Genomic DNA, 18,363 nt, shown 5'->3' with positions numbered 1-18,363 from the left:
CCGCCTCGACGACAGTCAGCCTCCGAGCCCGAATCTGCTGGATTAGTTCAAGACGATGCAATTCCTTCTGAGACATAACAATCAAACAAGACATGACGACTCCGAACACAGATGGCCTCAACCACGATGCACGTCGCTTATCTTGCTTCCCAATGCTGACGTTCGACCAGCATCCCAAGAGGCGACGACTGTCGCGTCTCTAACTAGCCTATATGTCGCATTTCTAAAATGCCGCTACACACTCATATCAGATAATGTTTGTTATGGAATTTCCTGATCTGTCAGAAGCTGACGGCGATCGGCAAAGGTCGTCCCCGACGCCCTTGATGGAGGTATTTATATCTTCACGACACCTTAAATGATCTTTGAACTATTTTCGGTCTAAGTGTATCCAGCGGCAGGGTCGTCACTTCTGTTCGTCAAAACAGCGTATTTGCAAATAGAGGACTTCGTTTGAAAAACACATTCATCATAGCTGCGGCATTTGCCATGATCCCCTTTCTTGCGCATGCCGGAACACTCGTTTTTCCGAGCGATGCGCCGATTGCGTCGGTTACCATCCCCGATGCCTGGGGTCCTAAAGAGACTATTTCCGGCATCGAAGCCAAGTCGCCAGATTCGGCGATCTATTTCTCGATCGATGTCGCCACGGATAAGGATATGGACAAGGTCATCGACGAAGCCGTCAAGTTCCTGACCGATAACGGCGTCACAATTGACGCAGCAACGCAAAGAGACTCTGGCGACGTTGAAATCAATGGCATGAACTTCGGTAGCATCGAGTTCGACGGCACGGATGCCGACGGTCCTGTCGAGGTTTCCCTTGGCTTCGCATCGCCTGCTGAAGGCAAGATGCTTGTCGTCACATATTGGGGCACCAAAGCAACCCAGGACGCACATAGCGCTGATCTGGGGGGAATTTTGAAGTCGCTCAAGCCGTCAAATTAGCCGGTTTGAACCGCCAAGCTGAAATTCAGCACGCTTCGGGTGTAAGCTCAGTCATGGAGCTTACACCCCCTATCCTCAGTGCCGAAACCCGGTCAGGAACGATGTCAGATTGTCGGCAAGCGCGTCGCAGAGATAGCCGCCTTCCTGGATGATGACGGTCGGCAGGCCGAGGCTGCTGATGGCTTCGGCAATGCGGGCGAAGCCCGGTGTCGAGACAGACAGTCCGCCGAAGGGATCGCCCTCGAAGGCGTCGAGACCGAGAGCGACCACCAACGCGTCCGGGGCATAGGCCTCGATGCGGCGGTTGGCGGCCTCCAGTGCCTCGAGAAAACCGGCGTCGGCCGTCTTGCGTGGCAATGGCAAATTGTAATTATAGCCCAGCCCCAGGCCTTCGCCGCGCTCGTCGGCATTGCCCCAGAAGAATGGATAGAAACGCACCGGGTCGGCGTGCAGCGAGACCGTCAGCACGTCGCTGCGGCCGTAGAAGATGCCTTGCGTGCCATTGCCGTGATGCAGGTCGATATCGAGGATGGCGACGCGTTTCGACGACTTGAGCAGATGCTGGGCGGCAATGGCGGAATTGTTGAGAAAGCAGAAACCGCCGGCGACATCGGCAAACGCATGGTGGCCCGGCGGACGGCAGAGCGCATAGGTATGGCGGGCGCCGGCCAGAACCGCTTCGGCGGCCTCGACGGCACTCCAGGCGCTCCAGCAGGCGCTGCCCCAGGTATCGGCGGAAATCGGGCACGCCGTATCGGCCATATGATACCCGGCCTGGCCAACGGCGGAGGCCGGATAGCGGCCGGTCCGCGCCAGCGGGTGGATATTCGGGATCACCTCTTCCGAGGCGCCCTCGATCCGCTGCCAGCGCAGAAAAATGTTCTGCAGGAATTCCAGATATTCCGGCGTGTGGACGGCCGCGATCGGTTTCAGGCCATGATCACGCGGGCGGACAATCTCGGAGCCCGCCGCCTTTGCGCCTTCGAGCAATCGCGCGATCCGCTCCGGCTTTTCCGGGTTGGGCTGCGGCGCTCCACTGGAGAGAAACATCTTCGGATCGTGTTTCGCCTGCTCTTCAGCGTAGAAGGTTTTGATGCTCATACCTTAAACCCCACTCTCGTGCTGTCCGGCCAGCGCTTCGAAATCCTCGCCATAGGCCGCATGAATGCGCTCCTGGCCGGACCAGGCAAGCCCCATCCGTTCGTAAAAATGCTGCGCCGAGATATTCTTCGCTTCAACCGACAGCCGCAAGTATGTGCCGCCCTCGGCACGGACATGCGCCGCCGTTTGGCGCAAGAGTGCGACCCCGATGCCGGCACCGCGAAAACGTGGTTCGACGACGATGTCCTGGATATAGGCGCCCTTCTGCCCGCGCCATGTCGAGAAACTCTGGAAAAACAGGCACATGCCGGCAAACTCTCCAACCATTTCGGCGATGAGAACGGTAAAGGCCGGCTGCGGACCGAACCCGTGTCTACGAAGATCGTCCGGCGTGGCAGTGACTTTGCCTTCGGCACCGAGATGCCGCGCGATGGTCATCAAGCCCGCGTGGATGAGATGCACATCGTCAGCCGTTGCGATTCGCATTTTCGCGGGCTGATTGGAAATATCAACCATCAGAAGCCCACCCGATCGCCGCCCTTGAGCGCCAGCATCGTGCGCGCTTCGTCAGGGGTCGCGACTTCCAGCGACAGGGCTTCGAGAATGGTGCGGATACGGCTGACCTGATCGGCGTTGGATTTGGCCAGTTCCCCGCGCCCCAGATAGAGGCTGTCCTCCAGCCCGACCCGCACATTGCCACCCATCGCAGCCCCCATGGTGATCAACGGCATCTGCTGGCGGCCGGCAGCCAGCACCGAGAACCGATAGTCCTCGCCGAACAGCTTGTCGGCAATACGCTTCATATGGCTGAGATTGTCCGGATCGGCGCCGATACCGCCGAGAATCCCCAGCACGAACTGGATGAACAGCGGGCCTTTCACCAGCCCGCGATCATAGAAATGCTTCAGCGAATAGAGATGGCCGACGTCGTAGCATTCGAACTCGAAGCGCGTACCACACCCCTCGCCCAGCCGTTTCATAATATCCTCGATATCGGCAAAGGTGTTCTTGAAGATCGTGCCCCGCGTCGCTTCCAGAAGCTGCGGCTCCCATTCGTGCTGCCATTCCATGCCAGGCTTGGCGAGCGGGAAAATGCCGAAATTCATCGAGCCCATGTTGAGCGAGCACATTTCCGGCTGCGCCTGAAGCGAAGCCGCCAAGCGCTCATCCAGCGTCATCAGCGAACTGCCGCCGGTGGAGATGTTGATGACGGCATCCGTCGCCTGCTTGATACGCGGCAGGAACTGCATGAATACGGCTGGGTCCGCGGTCGGACGGCCATCGGCCGGATTGCGGGCATGCAGATGCAATATAGACGCGCCGGCTTCGGCAGCGGCGATCGCCTGTTCGGCGATCTGGTCCGGCGTGAACGGCAGATAGGGGCTCATCGACGGCGTGTGGACGGAGCCGGTGACGGCGCAGGTGATGATGACTTTGTTCTTCATGATCCCGCTCTCAGCCATTCACCGGTAGATCAAGTTCGCGCGCCAGCTGTTCAAAACTGTCGCCGAGGATCGAAACCATTTCACCGATCTCCTGAGCGGTGATGATCAGTGGCGGTGCAAGGATCAGGTTATCTGCCTCATAACCATCGCCACGGATGCGGCGGGAGTAGAGGATCAGGCCTTTTTCATAGGCGATATCGAGCAGCCGCTGGTTGGTCGCCTGTGATTTGGGAAAAGATTTGAAGGTCACAGGGTCAGCCACGAGATCGGCGCCGATCAGCAGGCCCTTGCCGCGCACACCGGCGATGAAGGGGAAGCGTTTCGACAGGCCCTCCAGCTCGGATTTCAGCAGATCGCCCATGGACGCCGCGTTGGCTTCGACGCCAAGCCTCTCCATCTCTTCCAGCACAGCGAGGCCTGCGGCGCAGGCAAGCGGATTGCCGGCATAGGTGTAGCCATGCTGAAAGCCGCCCATGTCGAGCACCGGCTTGACCAGTTTCGCCGAGGCCGCCATGGCGCCGAGCGCGGCATAACCGGAGCCGATGCCCTTCGACAGGGTGATGATATCCGGCTTGCAGTTCCAGTGATCGCCGCCGAGATAGCGGCCGGTGCGCGCGGCACCGCTCATCACTTCGTCATGGATCAAGAGGATGCCGTACTTGTCGCAGATCTCGCGGATACGTGCGAAATAGCTGTCCGGCGCCACCAGCGCGGCAGTCGCCGCGCCGCCGATCGGCTCCATGATAAAGGCGACGACGCTTTCGGGACCTTCCGCGAGGATTTTCTCCTCCAGCATGTCGGCATAACGCAGGCCACGCTGCTCCATCGTCAGATTGTCGCGGTCGCGGTAGGCTGTTGGAGCCGGAATGGCCGGCATCGGCTGGATCTGCGGCGCAAAGGTTTCCGTCAATGCCAGGTCGCCGGTAACGCCAAGCGCCCCCATCGTGCCGCCGTGATAGGACGGAAACCGGCAGATTACCTTCCAGCGCTTCGGCTGCTTGGTTGCCACGGCCCATTGCCGCGCCAGCTTGATCGCCGATTCCACCGCTTCCGAACCGCCGGAGACGAAGAAGATCCGGTCGAGATCGCCGGGCATCTTTCCGGCCAAACGCCGGGCAAGCTCCTCGGCCGGTTCGTTTTCGAAATGCAGGCGGTAGGCGAAGCTCACCTTCTCCATCTGTTGCTTCATCGCGTCGATGACATGCCGGTTGCCGTGGCCGATATTGCTCACCATCGGCCCGCTGGAACCGTCGATGAAGCGGCGGCCGTCCTGCGTCCAGAAATAGATACCCTCGGCGCGATCGACCAGCGGCCGGCGCAGGCGTGTCACGTAGAAAAGATGCGATGCGGGCCGCTCATTGGCTTGGATGTTCATGATGCTCTGCTCTTGGTGAAATTATCGATTGAGATAACGGTTGAGGACATTGGCGGTGACACGCTCGACCATTGCGTCTTTTCGCAACAAGCCAGCCACCCATTCGCAGGTACCGGCGTGGAAAACCTCGCCCTTGCCACGCTTGAAATTGACGATCATGCCATTGCTGTAACGGACCTTTTCCATGTTCTCGTCGCTCGCCTCGCCATAGAGCGTCTCGGCAATGAAGCGCCCGTCCTCGTCCCCGAAGAACAGGTCTTCGCGGGTCAGAATATCGCTTTCCTCGACCTGGCTGGCCATGCCCAGAGCCAAGATTTCCAGCCCCTCCGGCGCGCCGCTGTCTAGGGTCGGATATGGCAGGCCATAGCGGATTTCATAGGCAAGGCCATCGACCTCATAGCCATAGATATGACTGTCGGCGCCCAGCAGGTCGCCGTAGAACAGACCGGTTCCGGCAAAGGCCCAGTGACGCGGCCGGTAGATCGGGAAACCGCGAACACCGCGCGGGGCGCAGCCGCCCCAGCCGGAATAGACGCCATTGGTGGCATTCAGCCCGAAGGTCAGCGCGCCGGGGCGGCCGATTTCGGGCGCTTCCCAGGAATTGGTGGCGCGGGTGACGTCGCCGCCCTGATAGGCCGGGTCTTCCTTGCGCGCGACATATTTGTAGCAGACCTGCCGCTGGCCCTCGTCTTCCAGCCGCGTCTGCCACATGAAATTGCCGGCAAAACGCGCCACGCGTCCACCCTGGTCGACATAGGCATCGACGGCATCGCGCATTTCCCAGGTCCAGTATTCGTCATGGCCGACGAAGACGACGCAGTCGTAATCATTGAGAATGCCGGGATTGTTGTGCAGCTCGTGCTGGCTGGCGAGATCGACGCCATAGCCCTGGCGTTCCGCCCAGCGGAAGAACTGGCTGTCATAGCTTGCCCAGCCGGACGAGGTGTATTTCTTCGAATAGCCGTTGGCAAAGGCCCATTCCATATGCGGATAGCGCGGAATGGTGCCGGGCGGCAGGCTCACCTCCAGCGGCACGCGCGGCGCGTCCGGGGGAAGCACGACAAAACCGCGGCAGAGCGGCCGCTCGATACTGACGGTGGTCGCGTATCTGTCGCGGTTGGGGCCGGTGATGCCCTGATAGTGGTTTGAACCGCCCCAGGTATTATAGGCGGTCCAGGTGCCGGTGGCGGCAACCTGCAGGATCCGGCCAGGCTTTGCGCCGGCATTCGGCAGGACGATGATCATGTGGTGACACTGGATCGGCTTGCCGTCGCGCCCCTCGGCCGTCAGCGTGATACGGTAGGCGCCGGATGGCCAGCTGTCATGGACCTGGAAAGTGAAGGTCGGCTCCCAGCCGCAGCCGATGACGGAGACCTGGTCGGGGGTTTCCTGCCACTCGGTGGCGATATCGTCGGTGCCATAGACGCTTGTCTCGACCGCACCATCGCGAACAATCTCCAACCGGCATGAGGACGCTGTCGAACTGATATGCAGGTCCACCATCGCACCGCGCGCATAGGCATAGGATCGCGTATAGCACCAGATCTCACCGCGGGCGCCGTCCATGCCCGGAGACTCGTAATAGTGACCGCGCACGGCCTGGTGCCGCTCCTCGGGGCTCAACCCGAAATCGGGGAAAACTTGGGTTCTCTCGGTCACGTCACGCCTCGCTGGGTCTTAGGTGGCGATGATCAAACCACAATGGACTTGGCCCTACAAATACATTAGGTGAAGGACCAGCATTCACCAAATGAATGAGGTGACCCATGGCCAGCCCGAGACGCCGCTTCGTCTGGGAGATCGACTGGAACCTGTTGCGCACCTTCACGGTGATCGTCGAGGAAAAGAGCCTTACGGCTGCGGGCAACCGCCTGTCGCTGAAGCAGCCGACCATCAGCAATGCGCTGCGCCGCCTCGAAGAGCACATGGCCTGCCGCCTGGTTGACCGTTCGTCCAACCATTTCCGCACGACACCGGCCGGGGCGCGGCTTTATGCAGAGTGCCAAACCATGTTCAACATCGTCAGTGGCCTGCCCGATCTCGTCAAGGACGATCCGGATCTGGTGACCGGCAATGTCGAAATGGCCTTTGCCAGCCATATCGAATGCCCGTTCCTCGATCGGTTCCTTGCCGATTTCCACAAGACCTTTCCACGGGTCAGTTTCTCGACCACGGTGTCCGCCAGCCAGACGGTGATCGACAATGTTTTGTCCGGCGAAGCCTGCTTGGGTATCTGTCTTGCCCACGAGAAGCATCCGGAACTGGACTATACGGTGCTTTACCGCGAGCATTTCGGCTTCTTCTGTGCACCCGGCCATCCGCTGTTCGGCAGGCGCGGGACAGAGACCGCCGATCTCGCGGCGCTCGACTACGTGTCCTTCAAGACCGACCATCTGGGTGGCGCGCTCGCACCGATCGCCCGGCTGCGGCAGCGGGAAAATTTCAGCGGTCAGGTGCTTGGTCTTTTCACAAATCTCGAGGAGGTCAAGCGGCTGATCAAGGTCGGCTTCGGCTTCGGCCCCTTGCCGATCCATGTGGTCACCGCCGATATCGAGGCACGGCAACTCTGGCAATTGCCACCATACGAGAACCCGCCAGCAGCCGATGTCTACCTGGTCACCCGGCGGTTCGCGCGCGGCAGCCGCGCCGAAAATCTGCTGGTCGATAGGCTGATTGCGGCGATCGAAGCGGTCCCTCTCAGCGGCCGCACCTACCCCGCCGGGCTTGCCGATCCAGCGGCGCAGGTATCCAACGACATTCCCTGAATGAATGCGGGCGGGCCTACACATTCTGGCGCAAGGCCGCCGGATGCACCGTCCGATCGTCCTTCCGTACCATCCAGCGGTAGCTCCACTCTCCCATCGGCACCGGTTTGCCGCTCTCACCCGTTTATCCAAGGCCGGATAAACGGGCTTGACGGTAACGTTATGATTTGCATTATTGCTCAGATGTCAGACCAATTCTGGTTTCAACTGGAAAGCGGACGATGAAGCATTTGGATGCGCGATCGGCACTTGTCCCCCTGCCCCCGGCCGACCGGGCGCAGCAGGTGACGGCAGCGCTCGCCGACTACATCCAGCGCTCCAATCTTGTTCCCGGCGACCGGCTTCCGGCCGAACGGGAGTTGATGAGCGCGCTTGCCGTCGGCCGCTCGACCATCCGCGAAGTCATCCGCCATTTTCAGGCGCTCGGCGTCGTCGAGGCCCGCAAGGGCAGCGGCACCTACCTGTTGAAGCCGATTTCCGGCACCACGATCCACATGCCGCTATCGCTGGAAACGACGCATCTGCGCGACGTGCTCTTGAAAACGCTGGAAGTACGACGCGGCATCGAGGCGGAGGCCGGCATGGTAGCCGCCCGAATGCGCACGGCAGAAGACATCAGGATGATCGAGGAAAAGCTGGATGAGATGGAGCGGGTACACCTCTCAAAGGGCACATCCGGTCCGGAAGATCTGGCTTTCCACCTCGCCATCTACGACGCCACCCACAATCCGCTGTTCAAGCAGTTGCTTGAACAGATGCGCGGCGCTTTCGAGCGCTTCTGGGAAAGGCCCTTCGACCGGCCGGATTTTGCCCGCCGCTCCTTTCCGTTCCACCGCACCCTCTTCAATGCCATCGCTGCCCAGAACCCTGAGGCCGCGCGCGCTGAAACACTGAAAATCCTCGCGATCGTCGAGGAAGACATCAAGGAAATGTCCAAATGAGCAACGGGTTCGATCCGTTCGAGGAAGCCTCCCTCATCGTCGCCCACGACGTGAGCAATGCCTATGACGCCGTCGTGCCGCCGATCGTGCAGACGTCGCTGTTCACCTTCACCGATTATGACGACATGGTCGCCTCCTATCGCGGCGAAAAAGTCCGGCCGATCTATACGCGCGGCCTGAACCCGACCGTGCGGATCTTCGAGGAAATGCTGGCAAAACTCGAAGGCGCTGAAGACGCCATCGGCTTTGCCAGCGGCATGTCGGCAATTTCTTCGACGGTTCTGTCCTTCGTCGAACCCGGCGACCGCATCGTTGCGGTCAAGCATCTCTATCCCGATGCCTATCGCCTGTTCGGCACGTTCTTCAAGCGCATGGGCATCGAGGTGACCTATGTCGATGGCCGTGACGAGGAGGAAGTCGCCGAGGCTCTGCCCGGCGCGAAGTTCCTTTATCTCGAAAGCCCTACGAGCTGGGTGATGCAAACCCATGATGTTGCAGCGCTCGCAGCGCTGGCCAAGACCCATGGCATCATCTCCGCCATAGACAACAGCTGGGCAAGTCCAGTGTTTCAACAGCCAATTTCGCTCGGCGTGGACCTGGTCATACACTCGGCCTCGAAATATCTCGGCGGCCACAGCGATGTCGTCGCCGGCGTTGTCGCGGGCTCCAGGGAATTGATCGGGCGTATCCGCTCGGAAGCCTATCCCTATCTCGGCGGCAAGCTGTCGCCGTTCGATGCCTGGCTTCTGATCCGCGGCATGCGCACGCTGCCGATCCGCATGAAGGCACATGAACAATCCACCGTCGAAATCGCCAAGCGTCTGCAGGCGCACGAGGCGATTGAGACCGTCTGTTATCCCGGCCTTGCCAATCAGCTGGCCCCCGGCCTCAAGGGCACGTCCGGGCTGTTCTCGTTTATCTTCAAGGATGGCGTCAATGTCCGCACATTCTCGGATCACCTCGAGCTGTTCAAGCTTGGTGTCAGCTGGGGCGGCCACGAAAGTCTGATCGTGCCGGGCGAAGTCGTCCTTTCGCAAAAAGCACAACCCAATTCCGCGGTCGCCTTCGGCATCAGTCCGCGGTCGGTAAGGCTCCATGTCGGCCTGGAGGGAACGGAGGCCCTCTGGAGCGATATCGAAGCGGCAATCACTGCCGCATCGGTAGGCTGACACGACAGCAAACAACCCCAACCAACAATAAAAGGGAAACGAAAATGAGGAAACTGATTGCCGCGACCATGGTCGCCACGCTGATGGCAGGCACCGCCCTTGCCGATACCAAGCTGAAGCTGGTGGAGGTCATCACCAGCCCGGAGCGCACCGAAACGCTGAAGTCGATCGTCGCCAAGTTCGAAGCCGCCAACCCCGGCACCACGGTCGAAATCATCTCGCTGCCCTGGGGCGAAGCCTTCCAGAAGTTCGCCACCATGGTGTCTGCCGGCGAGATCCCGGACGTGATGGAAATGCCGGATACCTGGCTGTCGCTCTATGCCAACAACGGCATGCTCGAAAGCCTCGAACCTTACCTGAAGACCTGGGACCAGACGCCGGAACTGACGGATCGCGCCCTTGAACTTGGCCGGGACGTCAAGGACACGGCCTATATGCTGCCTTACGGCTTTTATCTACGCGCCATGTTCTACAACAAGAAGATCTTTGCTGAAGCCGGCGTCGACGGCCCGCCGAAGACGATGGACGATTTCGTTGCGGCGGCCGAAAAGATCAAGAAGCTGCCGGGCAAATATGCCTATTGCATGCGCGGCGGTCCGGGCGGCCTGAATGGCTGGATGATGATGGGCGCCACGATGGCGGGCGACAACACCTATTTCAACGCCGACGGCACATCGAAGTTCTCCGAAGAAGGCTGGGTCAAGGGCTTCACCTGGCTGATCGACCTGTACAAGAAGGGCTATGCGCCGAAGGACAGCGTCAACTGGGGCTTCAACGAGATCGTCGCCGGCTTCTATACCGGCACCTGCGCGATGCTCGATCAGGATCCGGACGCGCTGATCGCCATCGCCGAGCGCATGGATGCAGCCGATTACGGCGTCACCACCATGCCGAAGGGTCCATCCGGCAAAACATTCCCGACCATCGGCTTTGCCGGCTGGTCGATGATGTCGGCCAGCGCCAACAAGGACCTGTCCTGGAAGCTGATCGCCACGCTCGAAGGGCCGGAAGGCAATATCGAGTGGAACAAGAAGATCGGCGCCCTGCCGGCGCTCAAGTCCGCCGAGAAGGACCCCTTCTTCGCCACGGATCAGTTCAAGGGCTGGTTCGAGGAACTGGCCGACAAGGACGCCGTTCCGACCGTCATGCCGACCTACCTTGAAGAATTCGCCTTCTTCAAGGATTCCATGGCGATCAAGACCAGCCAGGAAGCCATGCTCGGCGATATCACGCCGGAAGAAATGGCCAAGCAATGGGCTGACTTCATGACCAAGGCTCAACAGAAGTTCCTCGCGAGCAAATAAGTCATCGGCCCTTAACCGCAGGCAGCGACATGATGTCGGCTGCCTGCGGCCCATGACCCCGACGGAAAAGCCGGCACGCCTCGACGCGCCGCGAACTGGAAATATTTGACGATGGCTTCACATGCAGCAGCTCGCAATAGCAGCGCGCGCAGGGACCAGCGGCCGCTGAAGAAGCGCCTTGCCGATGCCTCCGCCCCCTATCTCTATAGCGCGCCCGCGCTGATCCTGATCGTCACCGTCATGCTGGTGCCGCTGGTTCTCGGCATTTCCTACGCCTTTCGCGATATCCAGCTGCTCAATCCGATGTCCGGCGGCTTCATCGGGCTCGATCACTTCAGGAGGTTGTCTGAGGACCAGAATTTCTTCCGGGCCTTGAAGAACACGCTGTGGTGGACTGGCTGGTCCGTGTTGCTGCAGTTCGTCTTCGGCCTTATCCTTGCGCTGTTGCTCGACAAGCCGTTCTACGGCCGCGCCATCGTTCAGGCGCTGGTCTTCCTGCCGTGGGCGGTTCCAAGCTTTCTCGCCGGCCTCAACTGGGCCTGGCTGTTCAACCCCGTCGTCGGCCCCATTCCCCATTGGCTGTTTGCCCTTGGCCTGATGAACGAGCCCTACAACATTCTCTCGGACCCTCAACTGTCCATGTGGGGACCGATCATCGCCAATGTCTGGTGGGGCATTCCTTTTTTCGCCATCACACTTCTGGCGGCCCTGCAGGCGATCCCGCGCGACCTCTACGAAGCAGCCAGCATCGATGGCGCCGGGCCGGTGCAGCGTTTCATCTCGATCACCCTGCCCTTCCTTGCTCCAACGATTGCCATCACGGTGCTTCTGCGCACCGTCTGGATTTCCAATTTCGCCGACCTGATCATCGTCATGACCAATGGCGGCCCGGCCGACCGCAGCCAGATCGTCGCCAGCTACATCTTCACCCAGGCCTTCAAGCGGCTGGATTTCGGTTACGCTTCGGCCATCGCGCTCGTCCTGCTCGCGCTTTTGATCACCTATTCCATGCTGATCGTGATCCTGCGTCAGTGGCTGTTGAGCAAGGATTGAGATCATGACCGGCAAACGCATCCTCTCCGTCCTCGCCCATCGTCTGGCCATTCTCGCCTATGTGATCTTCGCGCTGTTCCCGCTCTACTGGCTGTTGAAAGTCTCGGTCACGCCCAACAAGCTGCTCTATTCCGAGGGCATCAAGATGTGGCCGTCGCGAACCAGTTTCGAACATTTCGACTTCGTCTTGAAACACAGCGAATTCCCGACCTTCTTCAAGAACAGCCTGATTGTCTCCGGCTCGACTGCCATCATCGTCACGGTGCTCGCCTCGCTTGCCGGCTACGCCATGTCGCGCTTCAATTTCCGTGGCAAGTACTGGATCATCACGCTGATGCTGCTGACGCAGATGTTCCCGCTGGTGATGCTGGTCGCGCCGATCTTCAAGATCCTCTCCCCGCTCGGCCTGACCAACAGCCTCACCGGCCTGGTCATCGTCTACACCGCCTTCAACGTACCCTTCGCCACCTTCCTGATGCAGTCCTTCTTCGACGGTATTCCGAAGGACCTCGAGGAAGCCGCGATGATCGACGGCGCCACCCAGTTCGTCGCGTTCCGGCAGATCATCCTGCCGCTGACGCTGCCGGGGATTGCCGCAACCCTCGGCTTCGTCTTCACCGCCGCCTGGAGCGAACTGCTGTTCTCGCTGATGCTGATTTCCGGAAACGATTCGGCGACCTTCCCGGTCGGGCTGCTCTCCTTCGTCTCCAAATTCTCGGTCGACTTCGGACAGATGATGGCGGCGGGCGTCATGGCGCTTATCCCGGCCTGCCTGTTCTTCCTGTTGATCCAACGTTACCTCGTGCAGGGCCTGACGGCCGGCGCCGTGAAAGGCTGATCCCATGGCATCCATCGATATCGCCGCCATCCACAAATCCTATGGCATCCATCCGGTGCTGCACGGCATCGATCTGGAGATCAAGGACGGCGAGTTCGTCGTTCTGGTCGGCCCGTCCGGCTGCGGCAAGTCCACGCTGTTGCGGATGATCGCTGGCCTCGAAGCCGTCACCGATGGCGAAATCCGCATCGACGGCAAGCGCGTCAACGACCTCGCTCCAAAGGACCGCGACATCGCCATGGTGTTTCAGTCCTACGCGCTCTATCCGCATATGAGCGTCGCGAAGAACATGAGCTACAGCCTGCGCCTCAGAAAAACCGCCAAAGAAAAGATTGCTTCCGTCGTCGCCAGCGCTGCCACGAAACTCGGGCTCGATCCGCTGATGGAACGCCGTCCGAAAGCGCTCTCTGGCGGCCAGCGCCAGCGCGTCGCCATGGGCCGCGCCATCGTGCGCGAACCAAAGGCCTTCCTGTTCGACGAGCCGCTGTCCAATCTCGACGCCCGCCTGCGCGAACAGATGCGCGCCGAAATCAAGAAGCTGCATCAGGATCTCGGCGCCACCTCGATCTACGTCACCCATGACCAGATCGAAGCCATGACGCTCGCAGACCGGATCGTCGCCATGCATGGCGGTATCATCCAGCAGGTCGGCAGCCCGCTCGAACTCTACGACAATCCCGCCAACCTCTTCGTTGCCGGGTTCATCGGCTCACCCGGCATGAACTTCTTCGAAGGCCGCTACATGGTGACCGGCGATACCGCCAGCTTTGCGCTCAGCGGCGGTATCGTGCTGCCGCTCGGTGGCACCGCCAATCTCGCCGACGGAAGCCGCGCCACGCTCGGCATCCGGCCGGAACATGTGGTCCTCGGCGCCGAAGGCCCGGACGTTCTCAAGGCCACTGTCGATCTGGTCGAGCCCACCGGCTTCGGCATCATCGTCCATTTGAAACTCGGTCCGGTCGCCTTCAAAGCCTTCACGCTCGACCGCCGTTTCCTTGGCATGCATGGCGAGGTCGATGTCAGGCTTCCGGTGGAAAATCTGCATTTCTTCAACGAGGCCGGTCGGAAGGTCTGATTTCCGGTCGAGAAGACAGGGTTCAACTTCCGGTTTTGACATTGTCAACGATTTTTAGTATTTCCAATATAAACAATGGTTTATGAGAAAATCCTGAAAGAGCAATGTCTCACGATCCCGACACCCTGCGCTTCTACGAAATGGAAGCCGCCAAATACACATCCAGAGGCGTGGAGCCGAGCCGGGCCTGGATCGACCTCTTTCTTTCGCATTTGCAGCCGCACGCGCCCATTCTTAAATTCGGGTGTGGCGCCGGGCAGGATAGCGAATTCATGCTGGCGAAGGGGTTTGACGTCCGCCCGACGGACGGCACCCCGGAAATTGCCCGCGAAGCGGAAAAACGCCTGGGAATTCCCGTCGCCACTCTGCTGTTCGGCGACCTGAATGAGCAGGCCGGATATGACGGCATATGGGCCAATGCCTGCCTTCTACACGTACCCAGAGCCGAACTGCCGGATATCCTCGCCCGCATCCATGCTGCGTTGAAAGCCGGCGGGATTTTCTATGCCAGCTTCAAGGCTGGAGAGACCGAGGGCCGCGACGAATTCGACAGATACTACAACTATCCTTCTGAAAGCTGGCTGAGAGACATCTACGCCAAACTGGGCTGGGCATCCATCTCGATCGAGGCGCAATCGGGAAGCGGCTATGACAATAAGCCGACCGAATGGCTCCACGTCCTGGCGGCGAAACGGTCTTGATCACCATACCGACATCTCGATCTTTGCGATGTGATGAAAGCGAACGAGGCACGTTTTGGTGGAGCAATCAGAGAGCGTTGAGGCAACGGCGGATGCCCTGATCGTTGTCGATGTCCAAGTGGCCTTCGTCACCGGGATCGAGGCTGTCCCGGACCATGCCGGATTGCTCAAAGCCGTCGAAGCTCTGATTGCCTCGGCGCGCGCGGCAAAGGTTCCGGTTATTTTCCTGCAGAACGACGGCGAGCCAGGCACGGCCGATGAGCCGCATCAGCCGGGCTGGGCACTTCACTTTCCAGCGCTTGCCGGCGAAAGCGTTGTGCGGAAAGCCGCAGACGATGGCTTCGACGGCACATCCCTGCACGACCTGCTCGCGGCGTCGGCCGTGCAGACCGTTGCCCTCTGCGGTGTGCTGTCTGAAATGTGCGTGGCTGCGACCGCCCGGGCGGCGATGCAACGCGGCTATGGTGTGATCCTGCCGCATGATGGGCACGCTACCTATGACGTGCCTGCAGGTCCCGGCGGATCGGCAGAGGTTCCAGCCAGCATGGCGGCGCGGGCAGCGGAATGGTCGCTCGGTGACGAGATCACCATCGCCGCGTCGGTTGTGGACGTTCGTTTTTCTTGAACTGGCGAAAGTCCCTCTCTCGTTCGCCGCCATCCTATCGTCTGCCAGGTTCTGCAAAAAAATCCAGGCCATGTCGAAATTCCCGATCAGCCAGCGTTCTTGGAGTATCGAGATTGAACTCGACCGTTGCCCCTTTCATGCAGGCCCTTGAAACTACACGATCCATGAGGAGAACCACGATGCAGTATATGGCACTGATCTATTCCGACCCGGCGCTGGAACCGGCCTATGGCGCACCCGAATTCGACACAATGATGCAGGGTTACTTTGCCTTCAACGAAACCTTGAAAGCAGCAGGGGTCTATGTCTCCGGCGAAGGCCTGCAGGACATTGATACGGCCACGAGCGTGCGGGTTCGCGGCGGCAAGGTGGAAACCATGGACGGCCCTTTTGCCGAGACCAAGGAACGGCTGGGTGGCTTCTTCGTCATCGACGTTCCCGATCTGGATGCCGCCTTGCGCTACGCCGCCATGATCCCCTCGGCCGCCTATGGCACCATCGAGGTGCGGCCATTGACGGACTATAATTCCTGATGCACAGAGCCGCCCCCGACCCGCAAGCCGTGTCCCGGGCCATCGATGCCCTGACGCGGACGGACCGGGGGCGGCTGTTGTCGGCGCTGATCGCCCGGCTGAAGAATTTCCAGCTGGCCGAGGATGCGTTGCAGGATGCGCTGGCTTCCGCCGTCGTGCACTGGGGCAGGACCGGGCTTCCCGCCTCGCCGCAGGGCTGGCTGCTGAAAGTCGCGCTGCGCAAGGCGACTGTTGCGCAAGGCCGCCCGCGAAGACCGCAAGACCGCCGAGATCGTGCGGCTGTCGCTGGACGAAGCGGCCGAAGACGGCACCGACGACATTCCGGATGAGCGCCTACGGCTGATCTTCACCTGTTGCCATCCCGCGCTCGAACCCAAGACCCAGGTGGCGCTCACGCTGCGCACACTTGGCGGCTTGAGCACTCCCGAAGTCGCCAACGCCTTCCTCGACAATGAGGCAACCATGGGCCAGCGATTGTCCCGGGCGCGCGCCAAAATCCTTGCGGCCGGTATTCCCTACGCGGTGCCGGGCCCCGAAGCCTGGGCGGAACGGCTGCAATCCGTACTGACCGTCGTCTATCTGATCTTCAATCAGGGTTATTCCTGTGCAGCGGGCGATCGGGTCCGGCAACTCGGCGAAGAGGCGATCTATCTCGCGCGCATGCTGAACAGCCTGCGCCCGGAAGAAGCCGAGATCGAAGGACTGCTCGCCCTGATACTGATCACCGAAGCGCGCCGGGCGGCACGGCTGGCCGCCGATGGAACCAGCGTGCCCATTGCATCGCAGGACCGCAAGCTCTGGAACGACGGGCGGATTGCCGAAGGCTTTTCGCTGCTCGACCGGGCGATGGCCCGCCGCGCTGGCGGACCATTCCAGATCAAGGCGGCCATAGCCGCCCTGCACGTGCAGTCCGAACCGCCAGACTGGCGCCAGATCGTCCTGCTTTGTGACAGCCTGTTGCGGATGGAGCCGACGCCGGTGGTGCAGTTGAACCGCGCCGTGGCGCTGGCGGAGGCCGGAGCACCGGAAGCCGGACTGCGCGTTCTGGAAATGCTGGCGCCTGCACTCGATGCCTACCAGCCGTTTCATGCCGCCCATGCCGAACTTTTGTCGCGCTGTGGCCGCACACGCGCTGCGCTGGCCGCCTACGATCGCGCCATCAACCTCGCGTCCAATCCGTCAGATGCCGTCTTTCTCAGGCACCGCCGGGCACAGGTAGCCGAAAACAGCTGATCACTCGACAGACTTTTCCAGCGGCATCAGCGTGAACAGTTCCTGGGCCCGCTTGACGCCGCGCAACGCATAACGCCCGATGGAGACCACTTCGGAATTGCGCGGCGGTGGTGCTGCGGCAACGAACTGCGATGACATGATGACGCTGCGATCGACGAAACGGCACATCGAGGCGATGCGGCTGACCTCGTTGACGGCCGGGCCGATGACGGTGAAATCCAGCCGGTCGCTTGAGCCGATATTGCCATAGAAGACATCGCCGATATGAAGGCCGAGATAGACCTCGGTGACGGGGCGGCCTTCGAGCATGCGCTGCTCGTTCAAGCCTCTTAGCTTCTCGCGCAGATTATGCTCGGCAAGCAGGGCGCGGGCGCAGGCATCTTCGCGCTCCTCGGCCTTGAAGATCGCCAGCGTGCCGTCGCCGATCAGCTTCAACACATTGCCGCCGGCCTCGTGGATGGAGGAAATCACCGCATCGGCATAATCGTTGAGGAATGGAATGATCTCGTCCGGCGGCAGGTTGTCGGAGATACGGGTATAGTTCTGCAGGTCGGAGAACCACAGAACCGCAGAAATCCGCTCGGCCTTGCCGCGCGAGATGCGGCCTTCAAGCACCTGCTTGGCGGCGTCCTCACCCAGATAGACCTCGGCAATGGTGCGCGAGATACGTGTCAGCGAGCCCGCCTTGATCGCCAGCGCCAGAACCGGCACCAGCTGCCGCAGCGTCGCCAGGTCCTCGTCGCGAAAACCCTCCTCGTCCATCGTCGTCCAGTGCGAGTAGAAACAGTCCATGTCGCCGATATGGCTGTCCTGGGCGAAGCGATGGATCATCGCAACGTAGTCCTTGTGGCCGGCTGTCAGCATGACATCGAGCATGTAGAAATCGGCCGGATCGCCGAAACCGAGGCGCCGGCGGATCTCGTTCTGATTCTTCTCACGCAGGTGGAAGAACGCCGAGCGCTCCCAATTCTCAGCCGACACACCCTCGTTGGTCGGCCCATATTCGAAGGCCGCTTTCACCGGCTCCTTGCTGTCCCACTGGAAGGCCCGCCCCTCGTAGACCGGATGCAGGGTGTCGATCAACGCCAGGCCGCGATCTAACCGAAGCCCAGCAGCGCGGACGCGCTGACAGAAGCCGTTGACGATGTCCATTTCATCGGTGCCCTTCAGGCCCTGCGTCGTCAACCAGGCGGAAATCTCGCTGATATCGTCTGCGTTCATGTCGATTTCCTTGATTCCTGCGGACAATCACACATT

The 18,363-nt window shown here is 60.6% G+C and carries 19 protein-coding genes; 13 read left to right on the top strand and 6 right to left on the bottom strand.

From position 1 onward, the window contains the following. Nucleotides 1-453 precede the first annotated feature (453 nt). Nucleotides 454-948 (top strand): histidine kinase, encoded by a 495-nt coding sequence (locus ACP7BS_RS20285; protein ID WP_426239555.1) that lies wholly within the window; start codon nt 454-456, stop codon nt 946-948. A 75-nt stretch (nt 949-1,023) separates the two neighbouring features. Here the strand turns inward: ACP7BS_RS20285 and ACP7BS_RS20280 are convergent, their stop codons facing one another. Genes ACP7BS_RS20280 through ACP7BS_RS20260 form a run of 5 tightly spaced genes read right to left on the bottom strand, consistent with a single transcriptional unit; the run spans nt 1,024 to nt 6,528 of the window. Further along, nucleotides 1,024-2,043, bottom strand: a complete 1,020-nt coding sequence (locus ACP7BS_RS20280; RefSeq protein WP_426239568.1) for a histone deacetylase family protein — start codon at nt 2,041-2,043, stop codon at nt 1,024-1,026. A gap of 9 nt (nt 2,044-2,052) precedes the next feature. Further along, nucleotides 2,053-2,565 (bottom strand): GNAT family N-acetyltransferase, encoded by a 513-nt coding sequence (locus ACP7BS_RS20275; RefSeq protein ID WP_426239554.1) that lies wholly within the window; start codon nt 2,563-2,565, stop codon nt 2,053-2,055. Next, on the bottom strand, nt 2,565-3,497 hold the full coding sequence (locus tag ACP7BS_RS20270; protein WP_426239567.1) for a 3-keto-5-aminohexanoate cleavage protein: 933 nt from the start codon (nt 3,495-3,497) through the stop codon (nt 2,565-2,567). Before ACP7BS_RS20270 ends, ACP7BS_RS20275 begins: the two co-directional genes overlap by 1 nt. Nucleotides 3,498-3,504: 7 nt before the next feature. After that, nucleotides 3,505-4,869: an aspartate aminotransferase family protein gene (locus ACP7BS_RS20265; RefSeq protein WP_426239553.1), complete on the bottom strand. Its 1,365-nt coding sequence runs from the start codon at nt 4,867-4,869 to the stop codon at nt 3,505-3,507. A 21-nt stretch (nt 4,870-4,890) separates the two neighbouring features. Further along, complete coding sequence (locus ACP7BS_RS20260; protein ID WP_426239552.1) at nt 4,891-6,528, bottom strand: N,N-dimethylformamidase beta subunit family domain-containing protein; 1,638 nt, start codon at nt 6,526-6,528, stop codon at nt 4,891-4,893. A 107-nt stretch (nt 6,529-6,635) separates the two neighbouring features. On the opposite strand from ACP7BS_RS20260, the gene ACP7BS_RS20255 reads away from it, so the two are divergent. From ACP7BS_RS20255 to ACP7BS_RS20200, 12 genes are all read left to right on the top strand, one after another. After that, complete coding sequence (locus ACP7BS_RS20255) at nt 6,636-7,634, top strand: LysR family transcriptional regulator (protein WP_426239551.1); 999 nt, start codon at nt 6,636-6,638, stop codon at nt 7,632-7,634. A gap of 221 nt (nt 7,635-7,855) precedes the next feature. Next, the gene (locus tag ACP7BS_RS20250) at nt 7,856-8,575 is read left to right on the top strand and encodes a FadR/GntR family transcriptional regulator (protein WP_426232489.1); all 720 of its coding nucleotides are present in this window, start codon (nt 7,856-7,858) and stop codon (nt 8,573-8,575) included. Then, on the top strand, nt 8,572-9,744 hold the full coding sequence (locus ACP7BS_RS20245) for a PLP-dependent transferase (RefSeq protein WP_426239550.1): 1,173 nt from the start codon (nt 8,572-8,574) through the stop codon (nt 9,742-9,744). The genes ACP7BS_RS20250 and ACP7BS_RS20245 overlap by 4 nt, the downstream gene beginning before the upstream one ends. Nucleotides 9,745-9,788: 44 nt before the next feature. Next, the gene (locus tag ACP7BS_RS20240) at nt 9,789-11,048 is read left to right on the top strand and encodes an ABC transporter substrate-binding protein (RefSeq protein ID WP_426239549.1); all 1,260 of its coding nucleotides are present in this window, start codon (nt 9,789-9,791) and stop codon (nt 11,046-11,048) included. Between the two features lie 111 nt (nt 11,049-11,159). Next, nucleotides 11,160-12,101, top strand: a complete 942-nt coding sequence (locus ACP7BS_RS20235; protein ID WP_426239548.1) for a carbohydrate ABC transporter permease — start codon at nt 11,160-11,162, stop codon at nt 12,099-12,101. A 4-nt stretch (nt 12,102-12,105) separates the two neighbouring features. Further along, nucleotides 12,106-12,939 carry a carbohydrate ABC transporter permease gene (locus tag ACP7BS_RS20230; RefSeq protein WP_426232485.1) on the top strand — a complete coding sequence of 278 codons (834 nt, stop codon included), beginning with the start codon at nt 12,106-12,108 and terminating at the stop codon, nt 12,937-12,939. A gap of 4 nt (nt 12,940-12,943) precedes the next feature. Next, nucleotides 12,944-14,014, top strand: a complete 1,071-nt coding sequence (locus ACP7BS_RS20225) for an ABC transporter ATP-binding protein (RefSeq protein WP_426239547.1) — start codon at nt 12,944-12,946, stop codon at nt 14,012-14,014. A gap of 104 nt (nt 14,015-14,118) precedes the next feature. Beyond that, complete coding sequence (locus ACP7BS_RS20220) at nt 14,119-14,715, top strand: class I SAM-dependent methyltransferase (RefSeq protein ID WP_426239546.1); 597 nt, start codon at nt 14,119-14,121, stop codon at nt 14,713-14,715. Between the two features lie 58 nt (nt 14,716-14,773). Further along, nucleotides 14,774-15,340 carry an isochorismatase family protein gene (locus tag ACP7BS_RS20215; protein WP_426239545.1) on the top strand — a complete coding sequence of 189 codons (567 nt, stop codon included), beginning with the start codon at nt 14,774-14,776 and terminating at the stop codon, nt 15,338-15,340. A gap of 179 nt (nt 15,341-15,519) precedes the next feature. After that, on the top strand, nt 15,520-15,873 hold the full coding sequence (locus ACP7BS_RS20210; protein ID WP_426239544.1) for a YciI family protein: 354 nt from the start codon (nt 15,520-15,522) through the stop codon (nt 15,871-15,873). Then, a complete protein-coding gene (locus ACP7BS_RS20205) occupies nt 15,873-16,202 on the top strand; it encodes a hypothetical protein (protein WP_426239543.1) in 330 nt (109 codons plus the stop codon). The genes ACP7BS_RS20210 and ACP7BS_RS20205 overlap by 1 nt, the downstream gene beginning before the upstream one ends. Continuing rightward, the gene (locus ACP7BS_RS20200; protein WP_426239542.1) at nt 16,105-17,106 is read left to right on the top strand and encodes an RNA polymerase sigma factor; all 1,002 of its coding nucleotides are present in this window, start codon (nt 16,105-16,107) and stop codon (nt 17,104-17,106) included. Before ACP7BS_RS20205 ends, ACP7BS_RS20200 begins: the two co-directional genes overlap by 98 nt. Here the strand turns inward: ACP7BS_RS20200 and ACP7BS_RS20195 are convergent, their stop codons facing one another. Further along, complete coding sequence (locus ACP7BS_RS20195; RefSeq protein WP_426232479.1) at nt 17,107-18,327, bottom strand: adenylate/guanylate cyclase domain-containing protein; 1,221 nt, start codon at nt 18,325-18,327, stop codon at nt 17,107-17,109. It abuts the gene before it with no gap. Nucleotides 18,328-18,363 lie beyond the last annotated feature (36 nt).

The organism is Pararhizobium sp. DWP1-1-3 (assembly GCF_049896125.1).
In the GTDB taxonomy this organism is placed as follows: Bacteria; Pseudomonadota; Alphaproteobacteria; order Rhizobiales; family Rhizobiaceae; genus Pararhizobium.
The sequence above is the reverse complement of the archived record's forward strand: the minus strand, read 5'-3'. Positions and strand labels throughout refer to the sequence as shown.

Coding starts and splice junctions, on each gene's coding strand:
- ACP7BS_RS20245 (WP_426239550.1), top strand. CDS start 8,572: ATGAGCAACGGGTTCGATCCGTTCGAGGAAGCCTCCCTCATCGTCGCC.
- ACP7BS_RS20225 (WP_426239547.1), top strand. CDS start 12,944: ATGGCATCCATCGATATCGCCGCCATCCACAAATCCTATGGCATCCAT.
- ACP7BS_RS20210 (WP_426239544.1), top strand. CDS start 15,520: ATGCAGTATATGGCACTGATCTATTCCGACCCGGCGCTGGAACCGGCC.
- ACP7BS_RS20250 (WP_426232489.1), top strand. CDS start 7,856: ATGAAGCATTTGGATGCGCGATCGGCACTTGTCCCCCTGCCCCCGGCC.
- ACP7BS_RS20265 (WP_426239553.1), bottom strand. CDS start 4,869: ATGAACATCCAAGCCAATGAGCGGCCCGCATCGCATCTTTTCTACGTG.
- ACP7BS_RS20255 (WP_426239551.1), top strand. CDS start 6,636: ATGGCCAGCCCGAGACGCCGCTTCGTCTGGGAGATCGACTGGAACCTG.
- ACP7BS_RS20195 (WP_426232479.1), bottom strand. CDS start 18,327: ATGAACGCAGACGATATCAGCGAGATTTCCGCCTGGTTGACGACGCAG.
- ACP7BS_RS20230 (WP_426232485.1), top strand. CDS start 12,106: ATGACCGGCAAACGCATCCTCTCCGTCCTCGCCCATCGTCTGGCCATT.
- ACP7BS_RS20275 (WP_426239554.1), bottom strand. CDS start 2,565: ATGGTTGATATTTCCAATCAGCCCGCGAAAATGCGAATCGCAACGGCT.
- ACP7BS_RS20235 (WP_426239548.1), top strand. CDS start 11,160: ATGGCTTCACATGCAGCAGCTCGCAATAGCAGCGCGCGCAGGGACCAG.
- ACP7BS_RS20220 (WP_426239546.1), top strand. CDS start 14,119: ATGTCTCACGATCCCGACACCCTGCGCTTCTACGAAATGGAAGCCGCC.
- ACP7BS_RS20205 (WP_426239543.1), top strand. CDS start 15,873: ATGCACAGAGCCGCCCCCGACCCGCAAGCCGTGTCCCGGGCCATCGAT.
- ACP7BS_RS20240 (WP_426239549.1), top strand. CDS start 9,789: ATGAGGAAACTGATTGCCGCGACCATGGTCGCCACGCTGATGGCAGGC.